We start from the raw sequence: 15,770 nt of genomic DNA on the forward strand, positions 1-15,770 counted from the left end.
AGCCCCTTGCCATTGGAAATATACTGGGCGGCCAGGTGGATCCATTTGATCGGCCCTTTTTTGGCCAGGGCCTGGGCGAAATTGCGGCCTTCCCTGAGTTCCGCACCGGCCCAGCTGGCTTCGAACCGCTGGCGGTAGGCATCCAGGGTGCTGCGCCTGGTGTTACCGGCCGCAAGGGCGTCCATGATGGTCTCGGCGGCCAGCATGCCCGACTTCATGGCCAGGTGGATGCCTTTGATGGCTGGCGTGCTGTGCATGGCGGCGCCGTTGCCGGTAAACAGGGCGCCGTCCACGGCCAGGTGCGGCACGGAAAACCAACCGCCGGTGGAAACGGCGCGGGCGCCCTGCTCGACCACCTTGCCGCCCCGGATGATATTCCGGATCATCGGGTGGCGCTTGAAGCGCATGAAAGTGTCGTAAATGTCCAGCCAGGGGTTCTCGTAGCCCAGGGCGACCAGAAAACCCAGGGCGATACGGTTTTTAGCCATTTCATAGACAAACCCGCCACCCGGGGTGTCCAGATCCAGGGGGAAGCCCATCGTATGGATGTCGTTGAACGCGCTCCCGCTAAAAAAATGGTTGTCCGGCAGTTGGATCACTTCCTTGATTCCCGTTTCGAAGACCTCGGGCAGACGGCCCGAACGGATGGGCAGTTTATCGGCCAATGCTTTCATGAGGCTGCCCCGGGCGCCCTCTCCCAGCACGGTGACCTTGGCCAGCAGGTCGATGCCCGGCTCAAAATTGGGTTTGGGCTTGCCGTCCTTGTCCAGACCCTTGTCGCCGGTGCGAACCCCCGTCACCGTGATGCCGTCGTCGGCCATGAGGATCTCTTTACCGTCGAAGCCGGGAAAGAGATTGATGCCCATGGCCTCGGCCTTTTCCCCCAGCCAACGGCACACCCGTGAAAGGCTGACGATGGGAAAACCGGTGTTGTGCATCTGGCGTGGCACCAGGGGCGATTTAAAACTGCGCTGCCGCGTGAGAAAAAAGAAACCGTCGCCGCGTACGGTTTGCTCCACCGGAAACCCCTGCTCCAGATAATCCGGGAAAAGCTCGGCGATGGCCGCCGGATTCATCACCGCCCCACTGATGGCGTGCGAACCGATGGCGGCACCCTTGTCGATGAGGGCCACCTCCAGTTCCTGGCCTTTTTCGGCAGCCAGTTGCATCAACCGGATAGCGCCGGCCAGATTGGCGGGTCCGCCGCCGACAAAGAGTACATCAAATTCAATGGTTTCGTGCGTGGTCATCGGTTTCCCCCTTTTTCAAATCGGGTTTCCAACAAGGCGACTGAAAAAATGCCATGAATGTAATGAATGGTGTTTAGGGGGATTCAGATAGCCTGATTTTCCATTAAAAACAAGGGGCCGAGGATGAAAAGAGGTCTGTTTCAACCGACTGCCTGCGCTTCTGGGGGTTCTGGCGACCGCATGGCACCCGGATAATATTGCTGGGGCGCATCGGAACATGGTGGTGAAGCCGTCCGGCCGCCATCCTGGCCGCCGGGGTGAACGGGGACGGGTCGCCGAACGCCGGATGACCGCGACAACGGGCGCAATCCCCGTCGTTTGCGGCGAAGCTGGCGAGTGAACTGGCAACCGGTGTTGATGCGTCCGGAAAATCGACATGCTGGGCACCTGCCCTCGATATAAGTACACTTAAAATTTTATCACTTGTATACTACTGGTCGAAAAAGCTGTCAAGGACCATCGATCACCAGCCCGGGGCCACATATGACTTGTTTAATGACATGATCCATGGTATCTGCCATTTCTAACCTTTTCACCCAATTCCTTAACATCCGTATACGGTAACCCGGGCCTGGCGATGCGTGCGCATAGAGCCGGGATGATCCTGCAAGGAGGCGTTGAGCATGGCAAACCGTAGCAACAATTCAGCATGGATACTGGTGGTGGTTCTGGCTGTGTGTCTTCAGGTGGTGTTCGTTTTTGCAGACTGCAAGCAAACGGCCACGGGAACGGCCATCGACTTTTCCAAGGCTTATTTTCTCCTGGATGCCGACATGGAGAGGTATCTCTGCAATGAACTGGCCGGTGATGAGGATCAACCGGTTGTCGCCGCCTACCTTCAGGCCATGACCGATGAGGCTCATGCCCGCGGGTTCGGCACCGGAATGGTGAGGCAGGCTATCGTCCACGTGGAAACGGAAACCCTGGCCCAGGACCCTGAATCCGCCACGATTCATTTGAAGGGGCGGCGCCGTACCTGCATTCACCCGGTCTTCACCTATGTGGCCTCGCTGTTTCGCCTGGGCCAGACGTATGCGTTTGAAGAAACGCTTGAACTGGTCAAAGAGAATGGCAAGTGGAAGGTCTGCGGGAGCCCTTATGGCCTGCCCACGGGTAGTTAACCAGCCCATTCTCCGCCGGGTAACCGACAAGAGGATCGTGGCAACACCCGATAATCCGTATTTGTCGTTACCGCTATTGCAACAATGATCGTCCGCCGCCGGTTTCACAGCCATCGTGAAACCGGCGCTCATTTTCTGAGTCACCAAAAAAAGGGATACGAAGGGTTTTTAGAAACATAATCAGTGCAGGCAAGACAGGGCTAAAATTGGCGGAAAAGCGGAATTTATGGGTGATACATGAGCAAATGGAGCCCACTGTTAACCCTGTATGGCCAAGCGTCATTGTTTTTCAACAGCTGTTAGGTCAAGATGGTTCCGGTTGCTGCTTGCCGACGGGCCCTCAGACAAGCAGGACTGGCGACCCATGGCTAACGGCAACGGCCATCTAACGTCTGCATCCTGGCGAGGGTGTCTGCCAATGGACGCTGTTTATCTGGAGATTCGAAAGATCGCCCGCGAGATCGCGGCCCGCTATCCCCGGCCCGATTTTTACACCGCCCATCCGTCCGAGGTCATGGGTTCACGGCGATTTTACCACTCCGACGACTCTATCGCCAGGCTCCGGAAAGACATGGCCGAATGCCTGGATAACGATTTCGGCCACGGTATGGGTCACGTGGAGACAGTGGCCATCGATGCCGGAACCCTGGTCATTATCGAAAGCCGACTGGCCGGCCAGACGGAGGAGCAGGTTCGGCGCAACCTGCTGCTGGCGCAGTGCGCCGGATTGTTGCACGATATCTGCCGCAAAGAGAAATCCCACGCTGAAAAAGGGGCTGAAACGGCGCGCGATATCCTGAGGACCTATCCTCTGGTTCCCGAGGAAATCGCCCATGTGTGCACGGCCATTCGCAACCACGAAGCTTTCGCCAGGCTAGAGCGCCTGCCGGTGCACCAGGCCCGTATGATATCCGACTGCCTGTACGATGCGGACAAGTTTCGCTGGGGGCCAGACAACTTCAACCATACGGTCTGGGACATGGTCGGGTTCGTGAACCCGCCGCTGGAGGTTTTTGTGGATCATTTTCCCAAAGGCATGGCCCTGCTGAAAAAAGTCCGCGGGACGTTCCGCTCCCGGACCGGACGGCGTTACGGGCCCCAGTTCATCGATATGGGCATTGCTATCGGCGAGGAGTTGTACCAGGTGATCCTGACCGACTTCATCACTCCACCCTGATCCACGCCTTTCATCCGTCATAAGGACCGTCAACCTTGCGCGTACTGCTGATCAACCCCTTTTACCCCATTTCCGAAACTCCGTCTCCGCCCTTGGGGCTGGCTTTCCTTGCCGGCGCATTGGAACGAGCCGGGACCCAGGTCAAACTTTTAGATTGCGTCGTCTTTCCCTATAGCCGTGATTCTTTGGCATCGACGCTGCGGGATTTCAAACCGGACCTGGTCGGTGCCACGGCCGTGACCATGACCGTCGATCATGCCCTTGACGCCCTCGAAGCGGTCAAAGCGCTGTATCCGTCCATTATCACGGTGATCGGCGGACCCCACGCCACCTTTTGCGCCACGGACATTCTCAAATCCTGCGACCAGGTGGACGTGGTGGTGTGCGGGGAAGGAGAAAATACACTTGTGACCCTGACCCGGGCGTTAGAGGTCAACGCGCCTTGGGAAGGAATCGCGGGAATCGCCTTTCGAGACGGCAACCGGATCGCAACGACTGCCCCTGCACCTCTGGCGGATCTGGACGAACTGGCCCCGCCGGCCCGTCACCTGATCCCTTTGGGGCGCTACCGGGCGCTGGGCATGCCGGTAAGCATGACCACCAGCCGCGGATGTCCGTTCAATTGCATTTTCTGCGTGGGCCGCAAAATGGTGGGCGCACGGGTCCGCTATCGCGATCCCGTTCGGGTGGTGGACGAAATGGAGAGTCTGAGTGTCATGGACTTTCACCAGATCAATCTGGCCGACGACCTTTTCACGGCCAATCCAGATCACTGCCTGGCGGTATGCAACGAAATAGTGGACCGTGGGCTGAAGGTCAAATGGACCTCCTTTGCCCGGGTGGACACGGTATCGCGCAAGGTGCTGGAAAAGATGCGCCAGGCCGGATGCACCACGGTCAGCTTCGGCGTGGAATCCGGCAGTCCCGAAATGCTCAGGCGAATCAAAAAAGGTATCACCCTGGAGCAGGTCGTGCGGGCAGTGCAGCTATGCCGGGATTGCGGTATTGACCCCCACGCCTCATTCATCCTGGGACTGCCGGGTGAAACCGAGACAACCCTGGCTCAAACCTTGGCCTTTGGCGACCGTCTCAAGGCAATGGGTGTCAGCCACGGCTTTCACATCCTGGCCCCCTTTCCAGGCACCGACGTCCGGGAGCGTGTCGATGAATATGATCTGCAGATTCTGTCAGACGATTGGCGGCTGTACCATGCCAATCGAGCCATCGTCCGCACTGCCGGGGTAAAGTCGGAAACCATGGATGCCGTCGTGATTGACGGTGAACGGCGGTTCGACCAATGGCTTGGAGAAATCGCCCGAATCCGTGAAGAAGGGCCGGCCACCGCACAAGAGATCTGGCCCCTGGTCCGATTGGAGCACACGGTGGTCATTTACGACATGATGATGAAGCGGCTCATCGAAGAAAAGGGCAACTGGCCGGCCGGGAAATCAGACGAAGCGGATGCAACCCCCGTAGCAAAACTGATCGACCGTCTTGCCGGCGAACTTGAACACCCGCCTGCACGCGTCCATGCGGCCATCGAATTTGCAGCCGGCCAGGGGTATCTGGCCCGCAAAACGGAAAATGGACGGATCCAGTGGTCCTGGGTGGACTATCTGTGAGCGTTGCTGTTAGGCAGGCGGATCACGAACCGGCTGCCGACGCCCGGCGTCGATGAAACGGTCAAGGTGCCACCATGGTTTTCCGTGACGATAAAATAGGATACCGACAGGCCCAGTCCGGTGCCCACACCTAAGGGCTTGGTCGTAAAAAAGGGTTCGAATATCCGCTTGCAGACCGCCGCGTCCATTCCAGACCCGTTATCCTCGATTTCAATACGAGCCATATCTCCATCCGCCTTGAGCCGCAGGATAAAACGGGGTGGTGACGACTCTGCATTGTCGGCCATGGCCTGGGCCCCGTTTTTCAAAATGTTGAGGAACACCTGCTGGATCTTGGTGGCTTCGCACACCACCGCCGGCAGGTGAGAATCGTATTCCCGGACGATCTGAATCTGGCGGAAATCATATCGCTTTTTCAAATCATAATCATTCTCGGCAAGCTCCAGCGTGGTATCCATCAGACGGCCAAGGTCACATAAGACGGTCTTGGCCTCGCTATTCCGGCTGAACGAGAGCATGTTTTCTACGATTTTGGCGGCCCGGTTTCCCGAGTCCATGATAGAGGCCATCATCTCCGGCATGTTGCGGCCTTGTGCATAGGATTGGATTGCCGCCATGGTGGTCCCGCACTGCTCGGCCACCTGGCGATTCTTCGGCAGATCGCCTAACAGGCGGTTTTGCAGCACTTGGACATTCTGCATTATTCCGGCCAGCGGGTTGTTGATTTCGTGGGCCATTCCCGCTGCAAGACCGCCCAAGGAGAGCATCTTTTCAGATTGAACCATCATCTCTTCGATCCGGACGCGGTCGGTGATATCATCCACCCGGATCACGGCCCCGCCGGTCGGGCTGGTCATCAGTGGATAGATGGTGATGTCGAAGAACTGCGGTGCGCCGCCGAGGCGGCGGGTGACTTTGCTCTCCTTGTGGGGCTGTTTTTCACGCACGGCCAGGTGGACCTTTTCCATGGCTTCGGCCAGAAAGGGATAAACCACCTGAATATTTTTTTCCATGGCCTGTTCGGCGGCGATGCCGGTCTGCACTTCGGCCTCCCGGTTCCATTGGGTCACCCGGCCCTCGGGATCCACGCCGACCAACACAGAAGGCATCGAGTCTACTGTATTTTTTAACGTTTCCCGCAACTTTATCAGATCGGACTCCCGCCGGTCGATCTCCCTGGCCATGATATTGACTTCGGAAATAAGGGCGTTGATATCGGATCGTTTCTCCGAAGGCAAGGCCAGTTGATAGTCACCGGCGGCGATGGCCCGAATGCCGGCAATCAGCCGATCCAGGGGGTTGACCACCAAGTGCTGCATGAGTTGGTGGGTGCCCAGGCCGATCACCAGCGTCACCAGAAAAATAGTCACCAGGGTGAGGTTGAGAGAGCGTTTGCGAAGCGTTTCAATGCGATCCTTCGAGAAAAGGAATTCAGCCGATCCGATGGTTTCGCCTTCGTTGACGATGTCTCTTTGCAAAGCCAGCCAGCCGTCGACGTGAGATCGGTCGGGAATGTTGTCGAAGTAGGTTTCCAGATCCGTACCGACGCGAACACCGGTCAAAAAATCCGAACTAAGATAGGCATTGGTGATCTGGGTCAACGTATCCACATCCAGGTTCCACAACGGACGGGCCAAAACTTCGGCGAATTCGTCGGCGATGGCGGACGCTTCTCTCTTCAGTTCGGCCGCTTCCTTGTTGGTGAAATAGATTTGGTAGGCGGCGCCGAAAACAGAAACCACCAGTGCGGTCATCAGCGCCAGCCCCACGGTCAGGTCTCGGGATATGGTGCGCCGGGCAGAAAAGAAAGGCGCCTTTTGAGTGGTCATGGCCCCATGGACCTTTCGGAAAGCAACCGCTGCGATTGACGAAACGCAACCCTTTCAGGATTGCTCAAGGGATTTTCTTTCTGGGTATCCCGAAGCGCCGCCAGCTGTCAAGCGCGGCAATCGGCACAACATCGGCCGCGCGGGTCTTTCCGACGACGCGCATCGACGGTATTGGAATTGAACCCTCCCCGCCTCAAGCAGCGGGGAATGCGCTCGCTTTCGCGGCTCAACCGCCCATGCTTATGGCTGGTTTCATTGACGAACCATTCTTTTCCGCGTGTTGTCACCATCACCATTTGTCTTTTTCGCAAAAGAGGGCGGCATGTCCAAACCAGTTGTCATGCATGCCACGGGAGCCCCCGGCGCCATGCGGCGGGAAGATCACGACCCCGGTTCGCCGCGACCCGGGCAGATCCGGCTGCACCAGAAAGCGGCAGGACTCAATTGTATCGACGCGTATCACCGCACCGGGCGCTATCCACTGCCCGCAAGGCCCGTCGCGCTGATTCCATGAAAAAGGGGGCTTGCCGAACGGGCAGGCCCCCTTCATTTTTACTTGCCATGGTTAAAAAAGATCGTCGCTCAACAACAGCACTGGCTGACATAGCAGCCGCAGGGATCGACCACCCGGCAACCGCAGGTATCGACCACCTGGAAACAGCCGCAGTTGTCCGCAACGGACCGATCGCTGCTGAGCTTCTGCTTCTTCCTGTCGGATTTACGGGAATCAGATTTTTTGTTGGACATGGTTAAGCCTCCTTAACGGGCATGGTTCCCCCCCTTGTACCGGGGTGAATGGTCATTTGGATATTCCCGGGCCACCTGATGATGGCCGGTGGTCCAGCCTCCGGCGCCACCATCGGTGGTGTAAGTGATGATCCCGGTTTTTATGTTGTATAGATTAACCATCAATTGGCGAATTGTCATAGGGCCACATGAAAATGATATGGGCGCACTCCGGTCCCATTTTAAACGGCCCGGTTTCATCCCATATCGGCATTTGGCGGCGGTTACCATCCAAGGCAGCTGGTTTGACATCATCGACCGGCCAGGTCGAAACCAGCGGCACGATTTTTAAAACAGGCTTTTTGAATCGACCGATTATTGCTGGATGTTTACCCGGTTTTATGTTAATCGATTTAAGTTTATTCCCGCCAGAATAGAGGAATTATGATAAGAAACAGGACACTTGTCATTGCCACACGCAACAAGGGCAAGACCGCCGAGATTCGTGACCTGCTCAACGCCTTTCCCGTTACCATCAAAGATCTGGATGATTTCGGTCCGATCCCGGAAGTGCTGGAAGACGGGGACACCTTTGAAGAGAATGCCTACAAAAAGGCCAGCTTCACTGCCAGGGTCTTGGGCTATCCGGCCCTCTCCGACGACTCGGGGCTGGTGGTGGAGGCGCTTAACGGAGCACCGGGCGTACACAGCGCCCGTTGGGCCGGTCCCGATGTCACCGATGCCGAGCGAGGAATCAAGCTGCTGGCAGAACTGGGAAACCAGGCCAACCGATCGGCGGCTTTTGAGTGCGTGATCTCCATAGCCTTACCCACCGGACCGGCGCTGACCTATGAAGGCCGCTGCGAAGGCACCATCACGCATGCGCCTGCCGGCACCAACGGGTTTGGTTACGATCCGGTTTTCTTCTATCCACCGTTGAACAAAACCTTCGCCCAACTGACCATGGCCGAAAAAAGCCGGGTCAGCCACCGGGGCAAGGCATTGCGGGTATTTCGGGATGAGTTTGAAAAGGTGATGAAATGGATCGACCGGCACATGCCGGAACCGGAAATGATCGGATGCCAGGGTCAACGGGGCGACACCTGAAACCATGCACCGTCCTTGTTGCCTGTTGGTACAAGGCACAGTGACCGCCGCGCGAGGGACAGCGGGCGCCTGAGCCTGAAATTGACAGGTTCACTGGTCACCGACCCGGATGAGATGCCGTGCAGGATGGCTTTATTACTGTCGAAAAGGGGTAACATCCATGTTGAAAAAAAATGAGGGGATCGACATTGCCCAGGAGTTGGGGGGAATCCAAAACATAGAACAGGCTCAGGCCCTGTTTGAAAAACGGCTGGACAAGGAGCAATTGTCCCGCATCCAGACGCTGAGCCGCCCGGATATCCTGATTAAGATTGCCAACGCCATCGCCATGTGCGATCCCGCCCGGATCTTCATCAACACCGGATCCGAAGCGGATCGTCAGTTTATCCGCCAGCTTGCCTTGAACAAAGGCGAAGAGGCGGTACTGGCTATGAAAGGCCACACCATCCATTTCGATCTCAGAGAGGAGCAGGGCCGCATCATTGACCGGACGTTTTATATCGCCAACCCGGATGAGAAGATCAGCAGCCTGGCAAACAAATCATTGAGAGATGATGCCCTGGTTGAAGTCCGCGAAAAGATGGCCGGCATCATGAGCGGTGCCACCATGGTGGTGGGGCTTTATATCCGCGGTCCCGTGGGCGCGGCGGCCTCCAATCCCGCAATCGAGATCACCAGCTCCGCATATGTCTGCCACAGCGCCGAAATCCTCTACCGCAACGCGTTTGCGGATTTCGAAAAAGAAGTTGACCGGTTGGGTCACTTTTACACGAACATCCACAGCGAAGGTCTCAACCGGCCGGAAGATCTGCCCAACGCACGGGTATTCATGGACCGGAGCCACCGCACCACCTATTCGTTCAACTGCACCTACGCGGGCAACACCCTGCTGCTGAAAAAAGGGAACCACCGCTTCTCCGTGGACAAAGCGGTGTATGAGGGAAACGGCAGGGAACTGGCCGAGCACATGTTCATCACCGGGATCGAAGGCCCCGGAGGCCGGGTGACCTGGGTAGCCGGCGCTGCACCATCCGGCTGCGGGAAAACCACCACGGCCATGGCCGGAAACCATTTTGTGGGCGACGACCTGGCCCAGATGTGGATCGACGAAAACGGCAGCGTGCGCTCCATCAACCCGGAATGCGGCATCTTTGGTATCGTGGAGGATGTGAACGGAGAGGGTGACCCGATGCTGATGGACCGGCTGAGGAATCCCGGTTCCGAAGTGATCTGGTCCAATGTGCTCATCGATGAAAACGGTGTTCCCCAGTGGACTGGAAACGGCGAAACCCTGCCCACCCGGGGCCGCAATTTTCAAGGGCCTTGGAAAAAAGGCCTCACGGATGCCGGCGGCAAGGAAGTCAAAATCTCGCATCCCAACGCCCGATGCACCATCTCCTCATCGGCCCTGGCCAACTACTCCGACAAAGCTGAAGCGCCGGAAGGGGTGGAAACCCGGGTGATCACCTACAGCGGTCGGGACAGCGACACCATGCCGCCCGTTTGGGCGGCTAAAAACTCCGACCACGGCGTGGTGATCGGTGCCTGCATCGTCTCGGCAGCCACAGCCACGGAAGTGGGCGCATCCGGCGTAAAGCGGGCGCCCTGGGCCAACGCACCCTTCATTCCCGGCGCGCTGGGGGATTATATGAAGGCCCAGTTCGATTTTTTTGGCAATACCGGTATCAAAGATGGAAAACGGCCGATTTTGGCCGGGTTGAACTATTTCCTCACCCATGAGGCCCGCGGCGGCAACGGCAAGAAATTGTTGGGGGAGAAAAAGGATGTCAAGGTCTGGCTGGGATGGTTGGAGCGCCGTGCCCATGGAGACGTGGATGCCATTGAGACGCCGATTGGTTTCATTCCCCGCTATGAAGACTTGAAGACGCTTTTTGAGACCCTGATCCAAAAACCCTATCCTAAAAATCTGTATGACCGGCAGTTCTCGCTTTATGTGGACAACATCCTGGCACGGAACGAACTTCAGACGACCGCATACGGCAAGGAGGAAAACATTCCCCGACTGCTCTTCGACGTGCTTCAAGAGCAGCGGGACGGACTGATTGCCCTGAAGACAAAATTCGGTCCCATCGTCACACCCGAGCAATTGCTGGAAGGAGCATAAGTTTTAAAACCCAAGCCACCCATCTTCAACGAATCTGCATCGGCGGCAGAAAAAGTTTCTGCCGCCCTTTCTTTTCTAAGGTCACAGGCAAATGGATCCCATGAACCATCAACGACTTGCATCAGCGGTGATCAACCGTCGCATGCTGGTGGCCCTGATGATGGGTTTCACCTGCGGGTTGCCCTTGCTGCTGACCCTCTCCGTGCTGCAGGCGTGGATGACCGAGTCGGGCGTGGATCTGACCACCATCGGACTGATGACCCTTGTCGGCCTGCCCTACACCTTGAAATTTTGCTGGGCGCCCCTCTTCGACCGCTACACCCTGCCGTTGATGGGCAGGCGGCGGGGATGGCTGCTTATAGCTCAATTGTCTCTGATGGCGTCCCTGGTCTGGCTGGGACTCAGCAATCCGACTGCCCACCCCGAGCTGCTGGCCGTGGCCGCCCTGGCCGTGGCCTTTTTCAGCGCGTCCCAGGACATCGTGGTGGACGCCTATCGCCGGGAGGACCTGCCCGACCGCGAATTGGGTTTGGGTTCATCGCTTTACATCAACGGCTATCGGGTCGGCATGCTGCTGGCATCCGGCGGCGGACTGATTCTGGCGGACCATATGCCCTTTTCCAGGGTGTACCTGATCATGGCCTTGTGTGTGCTGCCGGGGTTGATAACTACCGTACTGACCCCCGAGCCCCACGTAGCGTCTTTTCCCGTTACGCTCAAGGCTGCCGTGGTTGACCCGCTGGTGGAGTATTTCAGCCGGGCGAACGCCATGTGGATTCTGGCCTTTATCCTGATGTACAAAATTGGCGATACGATGGCTGCCGCCATGACCACGCCATTTTATCTGGACATCGGCTTTTCGAAGACCCAGATCGGCGCCGTGGTCAAGCTCTTCGGGTTCTGGGCCACTGTGGGCGGCACGATATTCGGTGGCATCATCATGATCCGGCTGGGTATCCTTCGTAGCCTCTGGATTTTCGGCATCCTTCAGGCCCTCTCCACCGCGGGATTTGCCCTGCTGGCGGTTATCGGTCCTAACTTGACGGCGCTCTCAGCAGTTATCGCCTTCGAAAACCTGAGCGGGGGAATGGGCACCTCAGCCTATGCGGCATACATGGCCAGCATCACCGACAAGCGCTTCACGGCTACCCAGTATGCCCTGCTGACCAGCCTTATGGGCGTCCCACGGGTGCTTGCCTCGGCCCCCACCGGTTTTATGGCCTCACACATGGGATGGCAGGGTTTTTTCGTCTTCTGTACCTTGATTGCCTTTCCCGGCCTGTTGCTGCTCCTGCGGATCGATGATCAACGGCAAGACCGACCCTGCTAAAATCCTTGTTTTCATAAATTTTCTGATTATGATAAGTCGAAACGGTTCTACAGGAGGCGTGATACCCCCGTGACACAAACCAAATCCCCCGCGCTGAGTCATTCCGACCGAATCCGGCAACTGGCCGAAGCGCGTCAGCATATATTGTCAATACCGCCCGAACAAGCCATGGCCGCCATCCTCGACCACTCGCAGCCAGCGGCATTGGTTCACTCGTTTCCGGAAGAGGATCTGCATCTGTTGATCCATGACCTTGGCCCGGACAATGCCCTTCCCCTACTCGCCCTGGCCTCCAACCGTCAGTGGGAATTCATGCTGGATATGGAGGTCTGGAAAAAAGACCAGCTAAACTATCCGCTGGCCACCACCTGGCTGGATTTGCTGCTGCGTGCGGACCCGGACCGGCTGGTCAAATGGTGTTTCGACGAGCGGCTCGAGTTTCTCGAGTTGTATCTGTTCCGGAACATCCAACTGCAGGTCAGGGAATCCGATCAGTTGCCATCCGACGTGGATGATGGATTTTTCACGGATGACGACACCTTCTACGTGCGCTTGGTGGACTACCCCGCGACCACACCCGAGACCAACGCGGCCAAGGACCGGCGCAATGAAATGTTGCGCATGCTGTTGCGCCGTATTTCCGGGTTCGACCATCCCCGCTACCAGGCCCTGTTGATGGAATCGGTGAGCCTGATTCCCGCCGAGACTGAAGAAGAGTTGTTCCGGCTGCGAAATGGTCGTCTGGCGGAAAAAGGGTTTTTGCCCTTTCACGAGGCGATCGGCGTCTATCAACCGTTGAGGCCCGGCGATCTAACGGCCCGGGGCAAGAAATCCTTACGCCCGCTAACGCCTGACGATCCCCAGTTTCCGGTGCCCCAGTTTGCCGCCGCGTTCCTTGACGGGGACAATCTTTTTGTGCGCGCGTTGAAGGGGATCCGCGACCAGCATGTGATCCAACAGCTACAAGGAGAACTGGCCGGTCTGTGCAACCAGGTCATCTCGGCGGACCAGGCAGTCATCCGGAACCGCGACCAACTGAAATCGGTGGTAACCAAGGTCAGCGGCTATTTAAGCATCGGGCTCGAGCGGATGACCGTAAGCGGGGATGGCAATCGGGAACCCCTGGCATCTGCACTGTTGCAACGGCATTTGATGTCGGATATCTTCAGAAACGGATTTGGTGGCGTCTTGAAGCTGAAATGGCAAGCCGCAAACTGGCGCAAAGAGAGCTGGTGCCAGTCACAACAGCTGGATCTCACCTTCTGGGACGAGGCATGGCTGGGGTTGTTGGGCGGGTTGCTGATCGACCGTCCGCGGTATTACGATCCGTCGGCTGCCGGTTCGATTTACCGCGATTTTCTGACCTTGGAAGAGATCGACGCGACCGGTCGGGGGCTGGCGCAGGTAATTGCGGTGGACCAACTGTTCGAGCGCATGAATGCAGTCATTGCCGCGGATGCGGGCATCCGACGCTTGACGTACAAAAACCTTCTGCTCACGATGTGGGCCAGGGCGTCTGTGAAAGCACCGGCGGCCGGCACGGTCACGACACCGCCCCTTGCCATCCCGCTTTCAACCTTCAAGGCATTCTATAGGGACCTTTGGACAGACCGTGCCGGCCAGCGCATTATCGGCATTGGAAAAAAAACCGCGTTTCTTGAATGGGCCGCAGCGTCCTCGGGGCTGTCGCCCGAGGATCTATCCGATAGCCTGGGCATTGTCTTCGAGGCACTTTTCGATGAAATAGAACGTGAACTGGCACCTGTGAAAGCAGGCAACCTTGATCCACGTCATGTCAATCTGTTTCTGCTCGCTCACTGATTTGGCGATCCACCCTCAGGTCCTTTCATGCAGATGATCGGTATACTCTGCTCGACAGGAGCCGCCTTTTTCTGGGCCGCCGCTGTCATCATGTTCAAAAAGAGCGGCGAAACCTTCTCTCCGATGGCCCTGAACCTGTTCAAGGGGGTGGTCACGCTGTTGCTGCTGGTGCCGACCCTCTGGTTTGCCGGCATAGCGCTTTTCCCGATCCGGCCGCCCAACGACTGGGTGCTGTTCAGCATTTCCGGCCTGCTTGGCATCACCCTGGCCGACACCTTCTTCTTCATGGCCCTCAAGCGCCTCGGTGCCAGCCGATGGGCCGTTGTGGACTGCCTCTACCTGCCATTCATCATCCTCATATCCGCTCTTTTTTTAAATGAATCCATCGGGTTCAAAGGATTGTTTGGGGCTCTTCTGGTGATGGCCGCCATCGGAACGGAAGCCTTTTCCGGGTCGACGGCAGCGATGTCTCGGGATGATTTTTGGATTGGGCTGGTCTTCGGCGTACTGGCCGTGATTCTGATTGCGGGAAGCGTGGTCATGGTAAAACCGCTTCTGGAGGAGACCAGCGTCCTGTGGGCAAGCTTCGTCAGGCTGCTCGCCGGGGTTGCCGGCCTGTTCGTCATTGCGGTGGTTCATCCCCAAAGGCGGGTGATCCTTGCAGCGCTGTTGCCCTCATCGGCATGGAAGATCGTCCTGCCGGCATCCATTGTCGGCAATTACATGGCCATGCTGGCATGGCTGGCGGGATTTAAATATACGCTGGTTTCCGTGGCGGCCATCCTGAATCAGCTCTCTACGATTTTCACTTTTATTCTGGCCGCCGTTTTCCTGAAAGAGCCGGTAACCTTGCCGCGGATGATCGCCATCGCCATGGCGGTGTCCGGTGCGCTGCTTGCCGCTTCCGCCGTGTAACGGAAATTAGTCGAACAGGTAACGGTGAATCATATCCGCCAGGCCGTCTATGAGCCGGTCGGCATCTTGATCTTCTCCGAAGATGGTGATCGAGCAGATAATCTCTTCAACGGCGGCTGAAATGACATGGGCGGCAGTCTTGATGTCCGTTATTCTCAGTTTGTCTCGAAATTGTTCGATGAAGCGTTCGACGTGCCGGAGGCTTTGCCGATCCATCTCGTTGAAGACGGCTTCGACTTCCGGGTCGGAGTAGCGCATGGCCAGGACTTCCCGGTGAAACTGGGGATAGGGCTCGTGGGCTTCCAGCATGGCTTTGATCAGGCGGTAGACACTCTCTTTTCGATGGTTCGGATCGAACTGGTGCTCGCCTAAGATCCGCACGATCTTTTCTTCGATGTGCTCCCTGAATAGCTCCATGAACAGTTCTTTTTTGTCCTTGAAATAAGAATAGAAGCTGCCCACGGAGACACCGGCGGCCGCAGCGATCTCCTTGGCATTGGTGCCGTGGAATCCGTTCTTCGCGAACTGGTCTTTTGCCGCCACGAAAATGCGGTGTTTGGTTTCAATACTCCGTTTTTGCTGGGGAATTCTGGTTTTTGGTTCCGTTGCTGCCATGCGGCTCCCTTTCTATGCAATGATTCATACCCAATTCCCGTCACGCGGTCAATAAAAGTGAAATAATGTTTGTGTTCGTGTTGACATAACGATTATCGTACTGATCTTGTACATAAGAACAGATCAATCAAC

General features: G+C 57.0%; 13 protein-coding genes. 9 read left to right on the forward strand and 4 right to left on the reverse strand.

Annotated features, from left to right (window positions below; all coding sequences use genetic code 11):
* Window positions 1–1,250 (reverse strand): NAD(P)/FAD-dependent oxidoreductase (locus tag ACZCED_RS19630; RefSeq protein ID WP_464861500.1); only part of this gene is annotated, 1,250 nt, incomplete at its 3' end.
* Window positions 1,251–1,873: 623 nt separating this feature from the next.
* Between ACZCED_RS19630 and ACZCED_RS19635 the strand changes: the two genes are divergently transcribed.
* The 3 genes from ACZCED_RS19635 to ACZCED_RS19645 all read left to right on the forward strand — a co-directional run bounded on the left by ACZCED_RS19635 (window position 1,874) and on the right by ACZCED_RS19645 (window position 5,170).
* Window positions 1,874–2,371, forward strand: coding sequence for a hypothetical protein (locus ACZCED_RS19635; protein WP_462968483.1), 498 nt, complete (start codon window positions 1,874–1,876; stop codon window positions 2,369–2,371).
* 418 nt (window positions 2,372–2,789) lie between these two features.
* On the forward strand, window positions 2,790–3,548 hold the full coding sequence (locus ACZCED_RS19640) for an HD domain-containing protein (RefSeq protein WP_462968482.1): 759 nt from the start codon (window positions 2,790–2,792) through the stop codon (window positions 3,546–3,548).
* A 35-nt stretch (window positions 3,549–3,583) separates the two neighbouring features.
* Window positions 3,584–5,170: a B12-binding domain-containing radical SAM protein gene (locus tag ACZCED_RS19645; RefSeq protein WP_464861501.1), complete on the forward strand. Its 1,587-nt coding sequence runs from the start codon at window positions 3,584–3,586 to the stop codon at window positions 5,168–5,170.
* Here the strand turns inward: ACZCED_RS19645 and ACZCED_RS19650 are convergent.
* The gene (locus ACZCED_RS19650; RefSeq protein WP_464861502.1) at window positions 5,161–6,999 is read right to left on the reverse strand and encodes an ATP-binding protein; all 1,839 of its coding nucleotides are present in this window, start codon (window positions 6,997–6,999) and stop codon (window positions 5,161–5,163) included. The genes ACZCED_RS19645 and ACZCED_RS19650 overlap by 10 nt on opposite strands.
* 322 nt (window positions 7,000–7,321) lie before the next feature.
* On the opposite strand from ACZCED_RS19650, the gene ACZCED_RS19655 reads away from it, so the two are divergent.
* Window positions 7,322–7,513 carry a hypothetical protein gene (locus ACZCED_RS19655; RefSeq protein ID WP_462968479.1) on the forward strand — a complete coding sequence of 64 codons (192 nt, stop codon included), beginning with the start codon at window positions 7,322–7,324 and terminating at the stop codon, window positions 7,511–7,513.
* 68 nt (window positions 7,514–7,581) lie between these two features.
* On the opposite strand, the gene ACZCED_RS19660 is transcribed toward ACZCED_RS19655, so the two are convergent.
* A complete protein-coding gene (locus ACZCED_RS19660) occupies window positions 7,582–7,746 on the reverse strand; it encodes a hypothetical protein (RefSeq protein WP_462968478.1) in 165 nt (54 codons plus the stop codon).
* 423 nt (window positions 7,747–8,169) lie between these two features.
* Here ACZCED_RS19660 and ACZCED_RS19665 point away from each other — a divergent pair, with 423 nt between their 5' ends.
* The 5 genes from ACZCED_RS19665 (at window position 8,170) to ACZCED_RS19685 (ending at window position 15,023) form a co-directional block, all read left to right on the forward strand.
* Window positions 8,170–8,832 (forward strand): XTP/dITP diphosphatase, encoded by a 663-nt coding sequence (locus tag ACZCED_RS19665; protein WP_464861503.1) that lies wholly within the window; start codon window positions 8,170–8,172, stop codon window positions 8,830–8,832.
* A gap of 160 nt (window positions 8,833–8,992) precedes the next feature.
* A complete protein-coding gene (locus ACZCED_RS19670) occupies window positions 8,993–10,957 on the forward strand; it encodes a phosphoenolpyruvate carboxykinase (GTP) (protein ID WP_464861504.1) in 1,965 nt (654 codons plus the stop codon).
* A gap of 100 nt (window positions 10,958–11,057) precedes the next feature.
* The gene (locus ACZCED_RS19675) at window positions 11,058–12,287 is read left to right on the forward strand and encodes an AmpG family muropeptide MFS transporter (RefSeq protein ID WP_462968475.1); all 1,230 of its coding nucleotides are present in this window, start codon (window positions 11,058–11,060) and stop codon (window positions 12,285–12,287) included.
* 69 nt (window positions 12,288–12,356) lie between these two features.
* A complete protein-coding gene (locus tag ACZCED_RS19680) occupies window positions 12,357–14,108 on the forward strand; it encodes a DUF6178 family protein (RefSeq protein ID WP_464861505.1) in 1,752 nt (583 codons plus the stop codon).
* Window positions 14,109–14,135: 27 nt separating this feature from the next.
* Window positions 14,136–15,023, forward strand: a complete 888-nt coding sequence (locus ACZCED_RS19685; RefSeq protein WP_464861506.1) for a DMT family transporter — start codon at window positions 14,136–14,138, stop codon at window positions 15,021–15,023.
* Between the two features lie 6 nt (window positions 15,024–15,029).
* Here ACZCED_RS19685 and ACZCED_RS19690 read toward each other — a convergent pair whose 3' ends face one another.
* A complete protein-coding gene (locus ACZCED_RS19690; protein WP_464861507.1) occupies window positions 15,030–15,638 on the reverse strand; it encodes a TetR/AcrR family transcriptional regulator in 609 nt (202 codons plus the stop codon).
* Between the last annotated feature and the right edge of the window lie 132 nt (window positions 15,639–15,770).

It is taken from the genome of Desulfosarcina sp., from assembly GCF_055467485.1.

What these genes read in the sequence shown, in the direction of transcription:
- ACZCED_RS19660 (WP_462968478.1), bottom strand. Translation starts at nt 7,746, where the DNA reads ATGTCCAACAAAAAATCTGATTCCCGTAAATCCGACAGGAAGAAGCAG.
- ACZCED_RS19635 (WP_462968483.1), top strand. Translation starts at nt 1,874, where the DNA reads ATGGCAAACCGTAGCAACAATTCAGCATGGATACTGGTGGTGGTTCTG.
- ACZCED_RS19650 (WP_464861502.1), bottom strand. Translation starts at nt 6,999, where the DNA reads ATGACCACTCAAAAGGCGCCTTTCTTTTCTGCCCGGCGCACCATATCC.
- ACZCED_RS19665 (WP_464861503.1), top strand. Translation starts at nt 8,170, where the DNA reads ATGATAAGAAACAGGACACTTGTCATTGCCACACGCAACAAGGGCAAG.
- ACZCED_RS19670 (WP_464861504.1), top strand. Translation starts at nt 8,993, where the DNA reads ATGTTGAAAAAAAATGAGGGGATCGACATTGCCCAGGAGTTGGGGGGA.
- ACZCED_RS19685 (WP_464861506.1), top strand. Translation starts at nt 14,136, where the DNA reads ATGCAGATGATCGGTATACTCTGCTCGACAGGAGCCGCCTTTTTCTGG.
- ACZCED_RS19675 (WP_462968475.1), top strand. Translation starts at nt 11,058, where the DNA reads ATGAACCATCAACGACTTGCATCAGCGGTGATCAACCGTCGCATGCTG.
- ACZCED_RS19655 (WP_462968479.1), top strand. Translation starts at nt 7,322, where the DNA reads ATGTCCAAACCAGTTGTCATGCATGCCACGGGAGCCCCCGGCGCCATG.
- ACZCED_RS19690 (WP_464861507.1), bottom strand. Translation starts at nt 15,638, where the DNA reads ATGGCAGCAACGGAACCAAAAACCAGAATTCCCCAGCAAAAACGGAGT.
- ACZCED_RS19640 (WP_462968482.1), top strand. Translation starts at nt 2,790, where the DNA reads ATGGACGCTGTTTATCTGGAGATTCGAAAGATCGCCCGCGAGATCGCG.